Source organism: Bradyrhizobium sp. MI1.10 (assembly GCF_055811035.1).
The window spans coordinates 139,089-154,470 of the sequence record NZ_JBVVPN010000007.1 but is presented as its reverse complement, the minus strand read 5'-3'; the positions used below and the strand labels follow the sequence as shown (position 1 = coordinate 154,470).

Annotated in this window: 17 protein-coding genes and 1 pseudogene; 4 read left to right on the top strand and 14 right to left on the bottom strand. The window is 63.9% G+C overall.

Annotation, left to right across the window (positions count from 1 at the left end):
• Positions 1-453: 453 nt before the first annotated feature.
• On the bottom strand, positions 454-1,629 hold the full coding sequence (gene nagA, locus AC0L3K_RS10115; RefSeq protein ID WP_473365878.1) for an N-acetylglucosamine-6-phosphate deacetylase: 1,176 nt from the start codon (positions 1,627-1,629) through the stop codon (positions 454-456).
• 111 nt (positions 1,630-1,740) lie between these two features.
• Between nagA and AC0L3K_RS10110 the strand changes: the two genes are divergently transcribed.
• Genes AC0L3K_RS10110 through AC0L3K_RS10100 form a run of 3 tightly spaced genes read left to right on the top strand, consistent with a single transcriptional unit; the run spans position 1,741 to position 4,662 of the window.
• Complete coding sequence (locus AC0L3K_RS10110) at positions 1,741-2,679, top strand: glucosamine kinase nucleotide-binding domain-containing protein (RefSeq protein WP_473365877.1); 939 nt, start codon at positions 1,741-1,743, stop codon at positions 2,677-2,679.
• Between the two features lie 19 nt (positions 2,680-2,698).
• A complete protein-coding gene (locus tag AC0L3K_RS10105) occupies positions 2,699-3,652 on the top strand; it encodes an N-acetylmuramic acid 6-phosphate etherase (protein WP_473365876.1) in 954 nt (317 codons plus the stop codon).
• Complete coding sequence (locus AC0L3K_RS10100; protein WP_473365875.1) at positions 3,649-4,662, top strand: SIS domain-containing protein; 1,014 nt, start codon at positions 3,649-3,651, stop codon at positions 4,660-4,662. The genes AC0L3K_RS10105 and AC0L3K_RS10100 overlap by 4 nt, the downstream gene beginning before the upstream one ends.
• A 60-nt stretch (positions 4,663-4,722) precedes the next feature.
• Here AC0L3K_RS10100 and AC0L3K_RS10095 read toward each other — a convergent pair.
• The 12 genes and pseudogenes from AC0L3K_RS10095 to AC0L3K_RS10040 form a co-directional block, all read right to left on the bottom strand.
• Positions 4,723-5,265 (bottom strand): annotated as a pseudogene (locus AC0L3K_RS10095) (YeeE/YedE thiosulfate transporter family protein); the annotation flags it as partial.
• Positions 5,266-5,372: 107 nt separating this feature from the next.
• Complete coding sequence (locus tag AC0L3K_RS10090) at positions 5,373-5,816, bottom strand: DsrE family protein (protein WP_473365874.1); 444 nt, start codon at positions 5,814-5,816, stop codon at positions 5,373-5,375.
• Positions 5,817-5,826: 10 nt separating this feature from the next.
• On the bottom strand, positions 5,827-6,726 hold the full coding sequence (locus AC0L3K_RS10085) for an alpha/beta hydrolase (RefSeq protein ID WP_473365873.1): 900 nt from the start codon (positions 6,724-6,726) through the stop codon (positions 5,827-5,829).
• Positions 6,727-6,740: 14 nt separating this feature from the next.
• Positions 6,741-7,148 (bottom strand): DsrE family protein, encoded by a 408-nt coding sequence (locus AC0L3K_RS10080; protein WP_473365872.1) that lies wholly within the window; start codon positions 7,146-7,148, stop codon positions 6,741-6,743.
• A gap of 53 nt (positions 7,149-7,201) precedes the next feature.
• Positions 7,202-7,897 carry a c-type cytochrome gene (locus AC0L3K_RS10075; protein ID WP_007601692.1) on the bottom strand — a complete coding sequence of 232 codons (696 nt, stop codon included), beginning with the start codon at positions 7,895-7,897 and terminating at the stop codon, positions 7,202-7,204.
• Positions 7,881-9,152, bottom strand: a complete 1,272-nt coding sequence (soxC, locus tag AC0L3K_RS10070) for a sulfite dehydrogenase (RefSeq protein WP_473365871.1) — start codon at positions 9,150-9,152, stop codon at positions 7,881-7,883. The genes AC0L3K_RS10075 and soxC overlap by 17 nt, the downstream gene beginning before the upstream one ends.
• A gap of 6 nt (positions 9,153-9,158) precedes the next feature.
• Complete coding sequence (soxB, locus tag AC0L3K_RS10065) at positions 9,159-10,850, bottom strand: thiosulfohydrolase SoxB (RefSeq protein WP_473365870.1); 1,692 nt, start codon at positions 10,848-10,850, stop codon at positions 9,159-9,161.
• 27 nt (positions 10,851-10,877) lie between these two features.
• Complete coding sequence (gene soxA, locus AC0L3K_RS10060) at positions 10,878-11,699, bottom strand: sulfur oxidation c-type cytochrome SoxA (RefSeq protein WP_007601689.1); 822 nt, start codon at positions 11,697-11,699, stop codon at positions 10,878-10,880.
• 21 nt (positions 11,700-11,720) lie between these two features.
• Positions 11,721-12,047 carry a thiosulfate oxidation carrier complex protein SoxZ gene (gene soxZ / locus AC0L3K_RS10055; RefSeq protein ID WP_007601688.1) on the bottom strand — a complete coding sequence of 109 codons (327 nt, stop codon included), beginning with the start codon at positions 12,045-12,047 and terminating at the stop codon, positions 11,721-11,723.
• A gap of 19 nt (positions 12,048-12,066) precedes the next feature.
• On the bottom strand, positions 12,067-12,519 hold the full coding sequence (gene soxY, locus AC0L3K_RS10050; protein WP_007601687.1) for a thiosulfate oxidation carrier protein SoxY: 453 nt from the start codon (positions 12,517-12,519) through the stop codon (positions 12,067-12,069).
• A 17-nt stretch (positions 12,520-12,536) separates the two neighbouring features.
• Entirely contained in the window at positions 12,537-12,935 is a 399-nt protein-coding gene (gene soxX, locus AC0L3K_RS10045; RefSeq protein ID WP_051058552.1) for a sulfur oxidation c-type cytochrome SoxX, read from the bottom strand.
• A gap of 200 nt (positions 12,936-13,135) precedes the next feature.
• Entirely contained in the window at positions 13,136-13,702 is a 567-nt protein-coding gene (locus AC0L3K_RS10040; protein ID WP_354128514.1) for a SoxW family protein, read from the bottom strand.
• A 98-nt stretch (positions 13,703-13,800) separates the two neighbouring features.
• Between AC0L3K_RS10040 and AC0L3K_RS10035 the strand changes: the two genes are divergently transcribed.
• Positions 13,801-14,520, top strand: a complete 720-nt coding sequence (locus tag AC0L3K_RS10035) for a hypothetical protein (RefSeq protein WP_473365869.1) — start codon at positions 13,801-13,803, stop codon at positions 14,518-14,520.
• Positions 14,521-14,644: 124 nt separating this feature from the next.
• On the opposite strand, the gene AC0L3K_RS10030 is transcribed toward AC0L3K_RS10035, so the two are convergent.
• The gene (locus tag AC0L3K_RS10030) at positions 14,645-15,376 is read right to left on the bottom strand and encodes a cytochrome c biogenesis CcdA family protein (protein ID WP_473365868.1); all 732 of its coding nucleotides are present in this window, start codon (positions 15,374-15,376) and stop codon (positions 14,645-14,647) included.
• Positions 15,377-15,382 lie beyond the last annotated feature (6 nt).

Here is a 15,382-nt window from a genome sequence, read left to right as displayed (position 1 = left end):
GCGCGGGGTCGTCACGTCCGTTTGGGTAAAAGGCACCGATCAGACGTTCCTGAGAGAAATCTGAGTCCGTCCCGGTGGTTAGACCGGGACGGTGAGTGAGTTATAATGAAAGTGGTTGCGGGGAGGCGCAACCACCGATACCGACATTCGGTCCAAGTTGCGATCTGACTGAGGGATGCCCTGCGTCCCGAACGCAGTGCACCTCTTCTAAGTAATTGATCTTTCTCGCTGTGGCAGGCGTTTCCATGCCGTTTTGTTCACGGTTGTTTCACCCAATTCATTGCGATTTCGTTGCGGAGTTCTGAGAGAGAACGGCCGCCACTGTTGCCTGACAGGTCTCTTGGAGGCTCTCCCAAGCACCAGCGGAAGAGATGCCGACATCGCCCGCTTCAGTGTCGCGGTTGCGAGTCGGTGATCCGCTATGAACCGGGCGGCCGACTTGCGTCCTCTCCTTCAATCCTCAGCGTGAAGTTGTCTGCCCATCGAACCGACACCGCCTACCCACGTGCCGACGATTTCAAAGTTCCGATTGAAGGCGACCAACTCCGCGAGATATCCCGGCGCTATGCGTCCAAGCTCGGACTCAAGCCCGAGAAATGCCGCGGGCGTCCGAGAGGCCATGATGAGAGCATCGATAAGGGAGATTTCGAGCAGCGCAACAGCGTTGCGCACCGCCTCGATCATGGTGAGGTGAGCGCCAGCGAGCGTGCCATCGGGGCCCGTCAGGCGGTTTTCGTGCAACGTGATCGGCCTTCCGTGCAGCATGAATTGCCGGTCGTCGGTGCCCGCCAATGGCATGGCGTCGCTGACCAGCATCAATCGATCGCGTCCCTTGCAACGGAAGGCAACACGCAAACTAGTGGGGTCAACGTGGATGCCGTCGCAGATGATGCCTGCAAACAGCCGGTCTTCCCAAAGCGCGGCGCCCACCAGGCCCGGCTCCCGGGCGTTCAACTGCGACATGGCATTGAACAGATGGGTGACCCCCAAGACACCGCGATCGACCGCCTGCCCGATTTCGGCTGCGGTGGCGTCGCTGTGGCCGGCCGCGATACGCAATCCAGCGCCGATCAATTCATCGATCATGGACTCGGGCACACATTCTGGGGCCAAGGTCAGAACGGAGCGCCCAAGCCCACCGAAACTCTTGATCGCAGCGAGATCGCGCCGATCGGGCACGCGTATCTCGGCTTCCGGATGAATGCCCTTGCGAGACCTGTTGAGAGCGGGTCCTTCCAGATGAAAGCCGAGAACGCCCGGAATCTCTAGACAAGCCTTGGCGACAGCAGCCAATCGCTCGATGACCTCGATACGATCGGTGATGAGAGTCGGCAAGCAGCTGGTGGTCCCCTTCTCGCGGTGCGCTTCAACGATGCGTCGAATGCCAGCTTCCGTTGGCTGGTCGTTGAGAAGGACGCCCCCGCCTCCGTTCACCTGGATGTCGATGAATCCAGGTGCAAGGATCGCGTCTGCGGGAAGCTGGATTGAGGCGGGCGTCTCAGCCTCGCCCAAGGTGACGCTCTCAATCCGCCCCTGCGAGATCCTGACCGACCCCGGGCCGCGCATGTCGGCACCATCGAAGATGTGCTGCGCGGCAATCGTGAGAGAGGGAGAACCGGCGAGGCCCATCACTATTCATCCACCAATGGCAGTCACGGACTCGTGAGGGGAGCCCGTGCAGGACATGTACACCAACTAGCTCCGGCGGGACCCGAAGCGAAACCTTCGCGTTAACTTTGCATGGGAACAAAAGGTACCACGTATCTCGGCGTTGACGGTGGCGGAACCGGCTGCCGTGCCCGGATCGAGGACGAAAATGGAAAGGTGCTCGGTGCAGCGATCTCGGGGCCCGCCACCACGCGGATTGGCTCCGAGAAGGCTTGGCGCTCCATCATGCAGGCCACGGAAGCGGCTGCCGCAGAGGCCGGACTGATGCGCGAGGATTTCGCGCGGATGCACGCCGGAATTGGTCTCGCTGGTTTTGGCCGCCGGGGCGCGGAAGCAGAGTTCAAGAAGATCGCGCATCCCTTTGCGTCCGTCATCTTCATCAGCGACGGTTTGGCGGCCTGTCTCGGCGCCCATAGCGGCGCGGATGGCGCCATCGTGGTAGCCGGCACAGGCTCCGTGGGTGTCGGTCTGATCGACGGCCGCGAAATCCGTGTCGCGGGTTATGGCTTTCCCGTGTCGGACGAAGGCAGTGGAGCCGACATCGGCCTGCAGGTTGTTCGATTGGCGCTGCGGGCCGCGGATCGCCGCGGCGAGCTGACCCCATTGCTTTCAGAGGTGCTGGGCGCATTCGATCATGATCCTTATCAGGCGGTGGCCTGGTCGGAAGAAGCCAGGGCCACAGACTACGCTGCCTTCGCGCCGATCGTGATACGGCACGCCAACCAGGGCGATCCGGTCGGCCGTCGCATTGTCGAACGCGCGGCCGATGCCATTGGCGATCTGCTTGATCTTTTCCTGGCGAGAGGGATTGACCGGCTCTCGCTGGTAGGCGGGCTCGCGGATGCCATTACGCCCTGGCTGACGCCTGACCTGCGCGCCCGCCTGCGGTATCCCGACGCGGACGCGGCGGCCGGCGCATTACTGGTGGCGCGAGGACGGCTTGAGTTGGCCAGCAAAGACCTGCCCAAGAGAGAGGCTGACCATGAGCAGGCTTCAAAGTTCCGCGTTTAATGGAGCATGGATCAACAATATGGCCACCGAAGAAGTCGACCCCCGCTTTGCCGATCTCGATGCATGGCAGCTCGCGTCGGCGATGGAAGCGATGTGGGAGGGCCAGCTTGCGGCAGTCGCGGCGATCGGCCATGCCCTTCCCGCGATTACTGCGGCGACCGAGGCGGCCAAAGCGGCGCTGGGTGATCATGGACGCATTTTGTATGTCGGCGCCGGCACCTCAGCCCGCGTGGCGGTCCAGGACGGCGCCGAGTTGATGCCGACCTTCGCCTGGCCCAGCCAGCGCGTTCACTTCATCGTCGCCGGCGGAGACAGCGCGTTCGTCACCAGCATCGAAGGTGCTGAGGATGATATCGATGACGCGGTCACACAGATCAATGCCGCGCGGCTCACGCCGCACGACGTTGTGATTGCCGTTGCCGCCAGCGGGACAACGCCATTCACGGTCGCGGCGCTGCAGCAGGCAGGCTCTTTTGGTACAGTGACGATCGGCGTTGCCAACAATCCCGGCACCATACTGCTGGCGTCGGCAAAGTTTCCGGTGCTGATCGAGACCGGCCGCGAACTGATCGCCGGCTCCACGCGGATGAAGGCGGGCACCGCGCAAAAGGTCGTGCTGAACCTGATCTCCTCAGGAATCATGCTGCGCCTTGGCCGGGTGTACCGCGGCATGATGGTGAACATGCAGCCGACCAATGCCAAGCTGAAGCGGCGTGCCGAGGCCATGGTGGCGCAAATCGCGCGCTGTGATCCGTCGCACGCAGCACACTGGCTTGAGCAGGCCGAGGGAGACATCAAGACGGCAGGCCTGCTGGCGTTGGGTGTCGACAGGGTCGATGCCGAGACTATCCTGAAAAACTGTGACGGCAATCTTCGGCGCGTGTTTGCCGAGCTCGCCGGGGATCGTGACTCGCATCCTGACCGGCATCCCAAGGAAGCGGCGCGGAAGCAAGGCGGAGCGCGCGAGCCGTGACGACATCCGCGATGGCGAGCGAAATAGGGGAAAGCGCGGATGTTGTTGCCAAAAGCCTTGGTAATCGCCCGGCCACGCGCGACATCGCGCGGCGAATTGGGATTGGCTGTGCGCCCCTGTGCGTCGTGTGCGGCCGGGGCAGCTCGGGGCATGCCGGGGTTTACTTGAGATACCTTGTCGAGACGCGGCTCCGCCTTCCCGTTTCAGCCAGCGCTCCTTCGGTGATCACGGCTTTTCGCACGCCGTTGATGCTGCGCCATGCGCTGTTCATCGTGATCTCGCAATCCGGGCGCAGCCCGGATCTTGTCGCGGCGACCAGGTCGGCGCGCGCCGCGGGCGCCCGCACCATCGCCATCGTCAATGCGACGTCGTCGCCGGTGGCTGACGAAGCGGAATTCGTTGTTCCGATCGAAGCCGGCCAGGAGCACTCCGTAGCGGCGACCAAGACCGTGATCGGCTCGATGGCCGCCGCCGCCGGACTTGTTGCCGAGCTGGCGGGAGATCATGCGCTGCGGTCAGCCCTCGACAGGCTGCCGGAGCGCCTGCACTGCGCGCTACCGCTCGACTGGTCCGGAATTGCTGACGACCTCACCAAAGCGTCAGCGGTGTTTGTGGCGGCGCGGGGCCTGGGCCTCGGCTCGGCGCGGGAGATCGCTCTCAAATTGTCGGAAATCCTGCGCCTGCCTTCCATTGGTCTGAGCGCCGCCGAGCTGCAGCATGGGCCGCGCGCTGCGTTATCGTCGCGCACGCCAGTTATCATGATGCGCCTCATGGATGAAACGGCGGCCATGGTGGACGCGCTGGCAGAAGAATTGCGCGGGCAAAAAATCGCGCTTCATTTATGCGGCGGACCGCGTGGCTCGCTGCCCTGGTTGGCCGCGGATGATCCCGCCACCGACCCGATCACCATGCTGATTCCGGCTTATCGGATGATCGAGCAGACTGCGCGGGCCTGCGGATTTGACCCGGATCGTCCACCTCGCTTGAGCAAGATTACCGAGACGTTCTGACAGCTCACCGCTGAGATGCCGCAGATGTCTCAGCAGGGCACCGCGTCCTTCTGGTAAGTCCCATAGGGGTGCAGAAGGCAAGTTTCTCGGCGTGCCAGCACCGAACATGGCCATGATGTCGCGCGACGGGCCGCCATCGACCAGCCACAGATTGCGTTCGCGAGCAGGCGATACCAGGCCGCGATAGGAGGCCCGCGCGGTCACCGCAAACACCAGCCCTGACAATAATGCGCGGAGATTGCCGTTGGCCGAAAGCACCAAGAGCCGGCTGGCACAGCCCCGCGCCAAAATCATCCCGCAACCGAACATCAGGCCGCCCACGAGATCGCCAGAGATGCTGCCCTGTTGAGCGAGCTGGCGCGCCTCGGATACATCGAGCCAGCCGAGCGCGACCGGGCCTTGCGTGCCCACCAGCGCCGCGGCAAAGGTCAGGAGCCAGATCGCAAGGCGCGGTCCACCCTCGCCACGGGAGAATTCGACCGCCGCGGCACGCAGGCAGAAGCGGCTGCGCTGGGCGAAGAACCCGAACAGACCTCCGACCAGGAGCCCGCCGAGCCATGACAGCCGGTCTTCACCCAAGAGATCGATGATCGGCGTCAGCACGTCCGCCTCAGCTATTCCTGCGAGCATGCGATTCTAGCGATCTCGGCGTCGCGTCCCATGAGCCAGATCAAAGCGCCAATGCCTCAGGATGCCCGAGCGAAGCGGCCTCATGGCCGTAGATAGGCATATCCCTGCTGCTGCAGCTCAGCGAGCCGCACCACGCCGCCCTTCTCGGCCACCACGAAGCCGGGCGTGAGGTCGTCCAGCTTGACGCCCTGCGCCTTCATCGTGTTGGCACAAGCGTCGAAACCGACGCCGGCGTCGACGAGCTTTGTCATCATCGCAATCGTGTGGTCCTGAGCCGCGAGCGCGTGGAAGGCTCGCAGCGCCGGCCCGTGCACCACCAGCCTGATGTCGGCCTTCCCGGATCCGCCGACGCCGTCGACATGGTTCTGCAGATTGCCGAGAACGAAGACGACACGATCGGCGTCGGCGAGATGATAGACGACGCGCTGTCGCGCGGACGCTTCCGTCGCCGCGGATGCCTGGTGCACCGCGAAGGCACCAAATAGTCCGGCAAGGCTCGCGCGAAGCATGGATCGACGCTGCATGGTCCCCCTCCTATCGTGTCTGCTCGATGAATTCGGCGATGCGGTCGGCGACGTCTTCCGCGAACAGGTCGCGGAAGAAATGATCGGCATCCTCGATCTTGTCGAGCTGGACCCTGCCCCCGCTCGAACCCGCAAGCGGAGCGAATGCGTCTGCCACGTCGGGCACGACATTATCCTTGGTCGCGGCGAGCACCAGCACCGGAAGCTTGATGCGCGCCACCAGCGCGGCCGTGTCCTGGCCGGCATTGGGTCCGTAGAATGACGCAAGGGCCCGCGCGGTGACCACGGCATTGCGACAATAGATGAAGCCGGGCACGTCCATCCACTCCCCGCCGTGGCCCGCCGCGACCGCCTTGGTCGCAAGCTCCAGAAATGGCTCGAGCGGCTTGCCATATGTCTTCACGTAGGACGCGCGCAAGTCGGCCTCGGCTTTTGCGGTCACCGGCGCCAGCAGCACCGCACCCGCCAGCGGGGTTTCACTTGCGAGATACCGCGCGACCTGGTTGCCGCCGCGCGAATGGCCGAACGCGAAGACGAGCCGGGACATACCCCCCGCCCGCGCGACCCAGGCGCCGATCTCCGCAACTGCATCCGCAACGACGTAGTCATGCCGCACGGCGCAGTCATACATGCCCTTGCGGCGGTCGAGCCCCAGCGACAGCGTATGGGCGAGCGAAGCGATGCCGCGCTGCTCCAGTGCCTTGGCAACGCCCTGAATGACCTCCATGTCCTTGTGTGCGAGCGTGCCGTGGGTCATCACGACGAGCGGCGTATCCGGTGTCATCGCAGCGGGTGTGCGCAAGGTCGCGAACGTCGTACGGCCGGCGACCGACTGTTCGAGCTCCTGCTCGGCAGCGTTCGCAGGCGCCGCGAGCGCGAGCAAGACCGTCAGTTCCATCAACCATCGCATCGGCGGCTTTCTCCTCAGGGCCGGACAATCGTCCAGTTCTTCTCCGCAAGTTCGATCAGCGCGGCAACCCCGACCTGTGTGACGCTGACGCCCTCGATCAGCGGCGGTCGCTTGTCCTCCTTCGCCGCCAGCGTCTCCAGGGTGTTGCCGCAGGCGATGAAGCTCACATTGGGCATCGATTTCAGGAAGTTCACCAGGCGCTCCTTTACCGGCGAGCGGTCCTCGAGCAGCATGTCGAGACCGCCGTTGAAGGCGACCACTGCGATTTCGACGTCCTCGCCCTGCCCGGAATAATGCCGCGAGACGTTGGCCGCAACATCGAGGACGGCGCGCATCTTGAGCGGGTCGTCGTCACTGATCTGCAGCGCGAGCCCATGAGGTTCGGCCGCATGGGCCGCGGCCGGACGGATCGCGATGAGCAAGCCAACAGCGAGTCCGGCATGCAGAAGCGTGCGACGGCTCGCCCGGCCTGTTCTCACTCCACGCCCCGCGACTTCTTCTCCTTGCCGTCCTCGGGCGTCACGTCGATGGCGGCAGCTCGCCCGGTGATCTTCACCGGCGCGATGCAATCCTTCATGCAGGGGTCCTTCTGCCAGAACGACTTCTCACTGGTGGCGCGGTCGTCCATCACGAAGCCCTGCTCGTTCGGCATCTTGATCGCGGCAAGGTTCTTTTTGTTCAGCTCGAAGTTCTGATCGGTAACGACGTCATTGAGATAGAGGACGTAGGCGACCAGCGCATAATATTCATCGACGGACAAGGACCCCGTGTTGCCATAAGGCATGGCGTGCCTGATGTAGTCGAACACGGTTGACGCGTAGGGCCAGTACGAGCCCACGGTCTTGACCGGATTGTCTGAGGTCAACGAACCCTTGCCGCCGGCCAGAACCGGCCAGCGGCCGTTGCCCTCGCCGAACTCGCCGTGGCAGGTCGCGCAATTGTCCATGAACAGTTTTTCGCCCTGCGCGACCGTGCCCTTGCCTTCCGGCAGGCCCTGGCCGTCGGGGCGAACGTCGATGTCCCAGCCGCGGATCTCGTCCGCCGTTGGCGCGCGGCCGATGTGATAGCGCGAACCGCTCTTGGCGTCCGCCTTCTGCTGCGCGAGCGCCGGCGCGTTCAGCGCGCAGGCCGTCGTCAGCGCGGCTGCAATGAGCTTAAGCGACTTCGACATTCTCGACCTCACCATTGGCCTGCACATGCCAGGTCTGGATGCCATTGTTGTGATAGATGGAGTTGACGCCGCGAATCTTGCGCAGTTCGGCCTTGCTCGGTTGCACGTATCCGGTTTCGTCCTGCACCCGCGATTGCAGCAGCAGCGGCTCGCCGTTCCAGTCGAACTCGTAGTAGAAGCGGGTCAGCGCCTTGTCGAGAACGGGCCCGTCGAGCCGCGCCGGCCACCAGTTGCGGCCGCCGTCGAGCGAGACGTCCACGCGCTTGACCTTGCCGTTGCCGCTCCAGGCCAGACCTGAGACGATGGTAAAGCCCTTGCCGTGCCTGATCGGCGCCTGCGGGCTCGGAGACGTGATCACCGACTTGGCGTCCATCGACCAGGTGAAGCGGCGCGCCTTGCCGTTCCGCATCAGGTCCGTGTATTTCGACGTCTCCTCGCGGGTGTGCCAGGGCTGGTCACCGACCTTGATGCGGCGCAGCCACTTGACCCAGAGATTACCCTGCCAGCCCGGCACCACGAGCCGCATCGGATAGCCCTGCTCGGGATACAGCGCCTCGCCGTTCATCTTGTAGGCGATGATGCAGTCGTCGAGCGCCTTCTCGATCGGCAGGCTGCGATCCATCGCGGCCGCATCGGCACCCTCGACCAGCAGCCACTTGCCGCTCGTCTTGACGCCGGCTTCTTCCAGCAAGGTGCGCAGCGAGACGCCGGTGTACTGCACGCAGTGGATCATGCCGTGGGTGAACTGGCAGCCATTGAGCTGGGCGCCGCGCCATTCCATGCCCGAATTCGCCGCGCATTCCATGAAGTGGATGCGGTTGACGCGCGGATAGCGCTTCAGCTCGTCCAGCGTGAGAATGAGCGGACGCTCGACCAGCCCGTGGATCATCAGGCGATGATCGGCCGGATCGACCTCGGCGATGCCGCCGTGATGCCGCTCGAAGCAGAGTCCGTTCGGGGTTATGATGCCTTCGAGCTCGTGCAGCGGCGTGAAGCTCACCGAGGACTCGCGCGAGGCGGTCAGCCATTCGACATCGCGCCGCACGACGTCCTTCTCGAATTTCGACGGCTTGCCGTACGGGCGGACGGCGACGCCCTCGCCGAGCGACTTGGTCCATTCAGGGACGTTGGGCGGCTGGTTGGCGGGATTGCTGGCGCCGGCCGCGGCAGGCTTGGCGAGCACAGACGCTGCAACACCGGCGCCAGCGGCCAGGAAACTGCGTCGGGATTGCCGGGGAGTGTCCAACTTCGACATCGCTTCTTACGCTCCGGTAACTTTGACGGCCCTGTTGGGCTCGAGCCGAACGGTTTTCTGTCGCGTCAAATAGTTCGCGACGACGTCCCAGATCGGCGGCCCTTCAGTTCCTTCGTTGACGCTGGCCCAGCCGGCAACCTGGTATTCCCTGGCGGGATCGATCGGCGCGCCGGTCTTGAGAACCTGCATGTCCGAGATGCGGCCGCCTTGCGGCTTGGTGACGTCGATCGCGTAAGACAGTCCGCCGATCCGCACCATGTCGCCGCCTTGCTGATAATAGGGATCGACGTTGAAGAGATTGTCGGCGACGTCCTCGATGATCTCCTTCAACCGTGCGCCCGTCATGCCCATGCGATAGACCGCGGGATAGGTGATCGCGGTTGCGTTGGTGACGTCCTCGAAGGTGATGTCCTGCCCCGGCAGCACGCTGGTGCCCCAACGGAAGCCGGGCGACAGCGCGATCTCGGCGTCGCGCTCCTGCATCAGCGCCTGGCAGATCAGATCGTCGAAGGTGCCATTGAAATTGCCGCGCCGGTAGAGCAGCGAGTCGGTCCTGCCGAGCACTTTGGCCAGATCCGCCGCGAAGGGCTTGCGAACCTCGGCGATCTTCGCGGCCATCTCGGCGTCCGCCGCGATCACATCGGAGAACAGCGGAATGAGCCTGTAGCTGTAAGCCTTGACTTCGCCGTCGCGAACGTCGAGATCGAGCCGCGATACGAACTTGCCGGACGAGCCTGACGCGATCAGCAGGGTCTTGCCGACCTTGACGGCTTCGGGCAGCGCGTCATGGGTATGCCCGGTCAGGATAACGTCGATGCCCTTGACGCGGCTCGCAAGCTTACGATCGACGTCAAAGCCATTGTGGGAGAGCAGCACGACGAGTTGCGCGCCGCCCCTGCGCGCCTTGTCGACCTGCGCCTGAACGTCCTCCTCGCGCACGCCGAACGACCAGTTCGGAATCATCCAGCGCGGATTGGCGACCGGCGTATAGGGGAACGCCTGGCCGAGCACCGCGATCTTGACGCCGCCACGCTCGATCGTGGTCGAGGCGTCGAAAGCCGCCTCGTTCCATTCGGTGTCGCGGATATTGAGGCCGAGGAACGGAAAGCCGAGGCCTTCGATGGCCTGCCTGACTCGCTCGGTGCCGTAGGTGAACTCCCAATGCCCGGTCATGGCGTCAGGCTTGAGCAGCGCCATGCAGTCGATCATGTCCTGGCCGCGCGTCTTCAGCGACGACCACGAGCCCTGCCAGGTGTCGCCGCCGTCGAGCAGCGCGACCTTGTCGCCGCGCTCGGCGCGGATCGCCTTGATCACGGTCGCGGCGCGATCGAGGCCGCCGATCCGACCATAGCTCCTGGCGAGTGCCTCGAAATCCTCCGAGGTCAGGGCATATGCCGCCGACGAGCCGGGCGCGATGCCAAAACGGGAGAGAAACTCCTTGCCGCTGACGTGCGGCGGAACGCCCTTGGCCTCGCCCACCCCGAGATTGGTCGAGGGCTCGCGGAAATAGAGCGGCATCAGCTGGCCGTGGATATCGGTCACGTGCACCAGCGTAACGTTGCCGAGCGGCTCGAAGACCAGCAGGTCCTTTTCGGTCAGGCGCTGCTGGGCAACCGCCCGGCTGAGGCCGGAACCTGCGCCGGCCGAGAGTGCCGCCGTTGCAGCGGCAACCTGAATGAACTCGCGGCGAGAGATCATGCGCAATACTCCTGCAGGTTCATCGTTTCAGTTGCGGACGGACGGCGTCTCGACCGGCAAGCCGATGCCGCGCCAGGCCACATAGAGCTCGAGCGCGAGGAACTCGTCCGAGAGCGGCTTAAACGGCTCGGCCCGCACGTCGAACATGCAGCCCTCGAACCGCTCATGCAGCGGCACCACACGCTGGTCGCGCAGCCGATAGGTCGGAAAGCCGTTGGTCTGGCCCTGGCTCAGGAAATCGGCGCGCATGAACTTGCCGTTGTTGCGCTCGTGGCAGGATTCGCAGGCGAGATCGAGCTGACCATAGCGCGTGTAATAGATCTGCTTGCCGCGCTCGAACCAGGGCGACATCGGCCCGTCGGTCTTCACCGAGACCTTCATGCCGTGCGACTGATAGCGCACGAAAGTCGTCATGTCGGTCAGCTCCTGGGATTTGAATTTCCAGGGCTCCGCCTTCATGTGCTCGCTGCGGCAGATGTTGATGCGCTGCTCGAGATTGACCGGCTTCTTCAGCTTGTCGTCCCATTTCGGCATCGCCGCGCCGACGCCCTTCATGCTGGTCTCGGCCTCGCCGTGGCAGCTCATGCAAGACTTGCCCTCGCCGCCCTCGACCTTCTTCCAGACATCCGCCGCGCGTTCGACGGCGAGGAAGCCGGGGTTCTCCAAATCGTCGTCCTGCAGCGCCCGCGTTTCCTTGCTGCGGAACTGGTAGCCGGAGATGATGGTCTTGAAGACGTGTCCGGGGGGCGCCGGGATGCCCTTGCGTTCGACCTCCTGCGCGGAGGCACATGTCGCTACCGATGTGGCCGCGGCGACCGCGACGGCGAATCCAATATATCGCGACAGCATCCGCCCTCTCCCTCTCCGGCGTTACGCCTTGAGCGCGATCTTCTCTTCGGCCGTGATCACCGAGCCGTCGTCGTCGGTCCAGGCGAACTTGAACGTTCCGGATTCGTCGATCCTGGCATCGAACTGGACGTAGGGATTGGCCGAGATCGCCGGCTCGAGTGCGCAGGAGAACACCGGCTTGCCGTTGAACTCGCAGGCGAACTTGTTGATGATCTTGCGCGGAATGGTCTTGCCCTGCGCGTCCTTGCGCTGGCCCGATTCCATCAGATGCGAGACCAGGGTCTTGATCTGGATGACCTCGCCCTTGGCCGCTTCCTTCGGAAGCTTGATGCGCGGTTTGTCTGCCATTGTTTCTCTCCTGAAGCTCTTAGCCGCCGCAGCCGCCGATGGTGACCTTGACGGTCTTCTGCTCCGTGAACAGCGACCCGTCGCTCATCTTCGCGACCGCAACCACGTTCTGCGTGGTCGCGAGCCGGATCCGGATCGAGGCTTCCGCCTTGCCGGACAGCGGCGTGAACGACAGCGTCGCGACGCCCGCATTCGGATTGCCGTCCGCGATGATCAGAACGTCCGTGACGTGGGACTCCGCGGTCATCGGGCTATCGATATTGATCGACAGCGGCACGGTGTTGCCGTTCTCCGCGATCTCCGGCAGGTCGAGCGCGATCTTGCCCTTGACCGGCTGCTTGCCGCCGGTGAACTTCTCGATCCACTTCGCCGCGTCATTCGTCACTTCGGCATCGGCCGCCATCGGCATCAGCGTCAGCATGATGAAGCCGCCCCCGAGTGCAAATGCCTGCCGTCGATTGATGGCTTTCATTCCGATCCTCCTCGCCGTCAGTTCAGCGTCTTGAGATAAGCGATAACGTCCTCGACCTGCGCGGCCGTCAGAATGGACTTGCCGGCGAATTCCGGTCGCACCCGGCTGAGGCCCTCGTTCCTGAAGAACGCCGGCATGACCGTGTTGGTGAAGATGCGCTTGGGGTCGGCGACGATGAGGCGCAATTGCGCCTCGGTGTAGCGGCCGGCGACACCGTCCAGGGACGGACCGAACTCGCCGTGGAATTCCTCGGACTTCAGGCTGGTGACCTGATGGCAGGCCAGGCAGTTGCCGAGCGTGCGTGTCAGAAACACCTTCTTGCCGGCGGCGGCATTGCCGGGCGCGCCGGTCAGGGATTTCGGCAAGGAATCGTCGACGATTTCGAGCCTGATGGGCTCCTTGATCGGCTCTCGCATCGGCTGCTGGGCGAGACCGCCGCCAGCCGACAGGCAAAGTGCAAACGCAGCCGCAAGCGAGCGCCGCATGTTTCCTACCCTTGGGATCGCGGGGTGACGCCCGCTCTTGATGGCGATGGACTGACGGACCATCAAATTCAAGTATTATGATATGATCATATGAAAGGCGGCGTCAAGCGAAATCCGAACGACGCGTCCGGTCAGCCATTCCCGGCCAGGAAATCCCGGAACGAGCCGCGCTCATAGGCGCGCTCCCGCACGAAGCGAAACATCGAAAGGAAGTGCTGCGGCTTGAGATAGCCGGGCGCCCGCGCCACTTCGCGCGCGATCGCGTCCTTGGCTTCGAGACCGTCGGGGGATGGCGGAAAGAATTGAAAGGTCGGCGTGAACCGAATCCCGTATTTCTGGGCGAGCTCTTTCTCGGATAATTCCTGGCGGTCGAAGTCGGTCACCTTGCGCGAGCCGATCAGATTGAGCTGCAACACCTCGAAATTGTCGCGGATGTAGCTCGCGATGCCGGCATCGGCGAAGTTCACCAGATGCGTCTCGCGGCAATAGGGACAGCCGCGCAGCTCCCACATGATGGCGAGGCGCTTGCCGCCGGCGGCCGCACTCTCCAGGTCCTCGCGCAGATCGAGGAAGCTCTGCAGAAACCAGGGCTCATGATAGAGCCCGTCTTCTCCAGGCGTGGGCTCGGCCGCCGCCACGCCGCGGCCGGCCCAGGCCGCGCCAAATGCGAATGCGAGAAGGCCGCGCCGCGTCGGCATGCGAAGCGACGTCGGGGTTTTCTGCGTTGGAAGATCTTGCGCGCTGCTCATTTTCATTATGATATTCGAATACACGAATGTGACAAGGAGTTCCGATCTTGCGCTGCACCATAGTGCTGCTGGCATGGCTGGCGTCGAACGCAATCGCGCTCGGCGCGGGAGCCGACAGACCTGCGGATTTCGCGACGGCGATGACGCCGATCATGGCCAATCTGCGCACCGCCGCGAGCTATGCGCGCACCGGAAACGTCGCGCTGGCGCAGATCGAGACCGATGAGGCGGTCGCCAGGTGGAAACGGCTCGGGCCGGACAGCTCCAATCCCCTGCCCGCTTACGCGCCGGCCGAACTGTCAGGATTTCTCGACCGGGGGCGCGAACGGCTCGTGACGGCAACGGGCGCCCTCGACCGCGGGGACGACGTCGCCGCCGGCCGCGAATTACTTGCGCTTCGGCAGGCTTTTCACGAGCTCAGGCGTCACGCAGGCCTGTACGATCTCGGCGATTGCATCTTCGAGATCGCGCCCGCCATGGAGGCGTTGCGTGTCGCGGCTGTCAGGCACGGCGAACGGCCGGCGCCGGTGAACGCCGAGGAGACCGTTGCCGCCGCGAGCGCATTCCGCGATCGGCTCATACGCTGCAACGAATGGGTAAATGGCGAGATCGCTGCCCAAGGTGAATTCCGTCGCCTGATCGATGGCGCAATCGCCAGCAGCCAAGAGATCGCTCATGCCGCGATGGCGGGCGACGGGTCCCTCGTGCATCGCAACCTCATCGAGCTGCAGTCCTTTGCCCAGTTGCTCGACTTTCGTTACGGCTAGAGCGAGATGCGATGAGGATGAATCGTCATTGCGCTTTAGGTTGTTGTTTAAGCATAATCTGCGCGCAAACGCGTTCCGCGTTTGTCGCGAGGGAAAACTGCTGCGCACTTTTCCGGATTATGCTTTAGCCGATGCGGGTCAATCCAGGAAAATGCTCCAGCAGCCATTCCGAGACGGTGGGCATCAATCCGGTCAGGAACATCAGGCCGGTCGCGACCAGGAAGACGCCCATCGTCTTCTCGATCAGGCCGAGATGCCGGCGCACACGGCCGAGCGCGGCCATGAAGCGACCGGTGAAGGCAGCCGCGACCAGGAAGGGAATGCCGGTCCCGATCGAATAGGCGAAGAGCAGTAGCGCGCCCCGTCCGGTCGTATCCTCGGAGCCGGCCATCAGCAGCACGGCGGCGAGAATCGGTCCCGCGCAGGGCGTCCAGCCAAACGCAAATGCCAGGCCCATGACGAAGGCTCCCGCCACGCCGGCCGGACGGCTGTCGACCTGCACGGTCGCACTGCGATAGAGCAGCGGAATCCTGAATAGCCCCACAAAATGCAGGCCCATGACGATAATCAGGGCGCCGGCGACGATGCCGAGCGTCGACAGATGCGCCGAGATGAAGCGTCCCGCGATCGACGCGGTCGAGCCGAGCACGACGAAGACCAGCGAGAAGCCAGCCACGAAAGCCAGCGCGGAGATCAGGATGCGCGGCCGTAGATCCGGCCTGCCGCCGGACAGATCGGTGACCGATACGCCGGCCATGTAGCACAGGAAGGGCGGTACCAGGGGCAGAATGCACGGCGACAGAAACGACAACAGGCCGGCGACAAAGGCCGCGCCAAGCGTGACGTCCAAGGTCATTGCGCC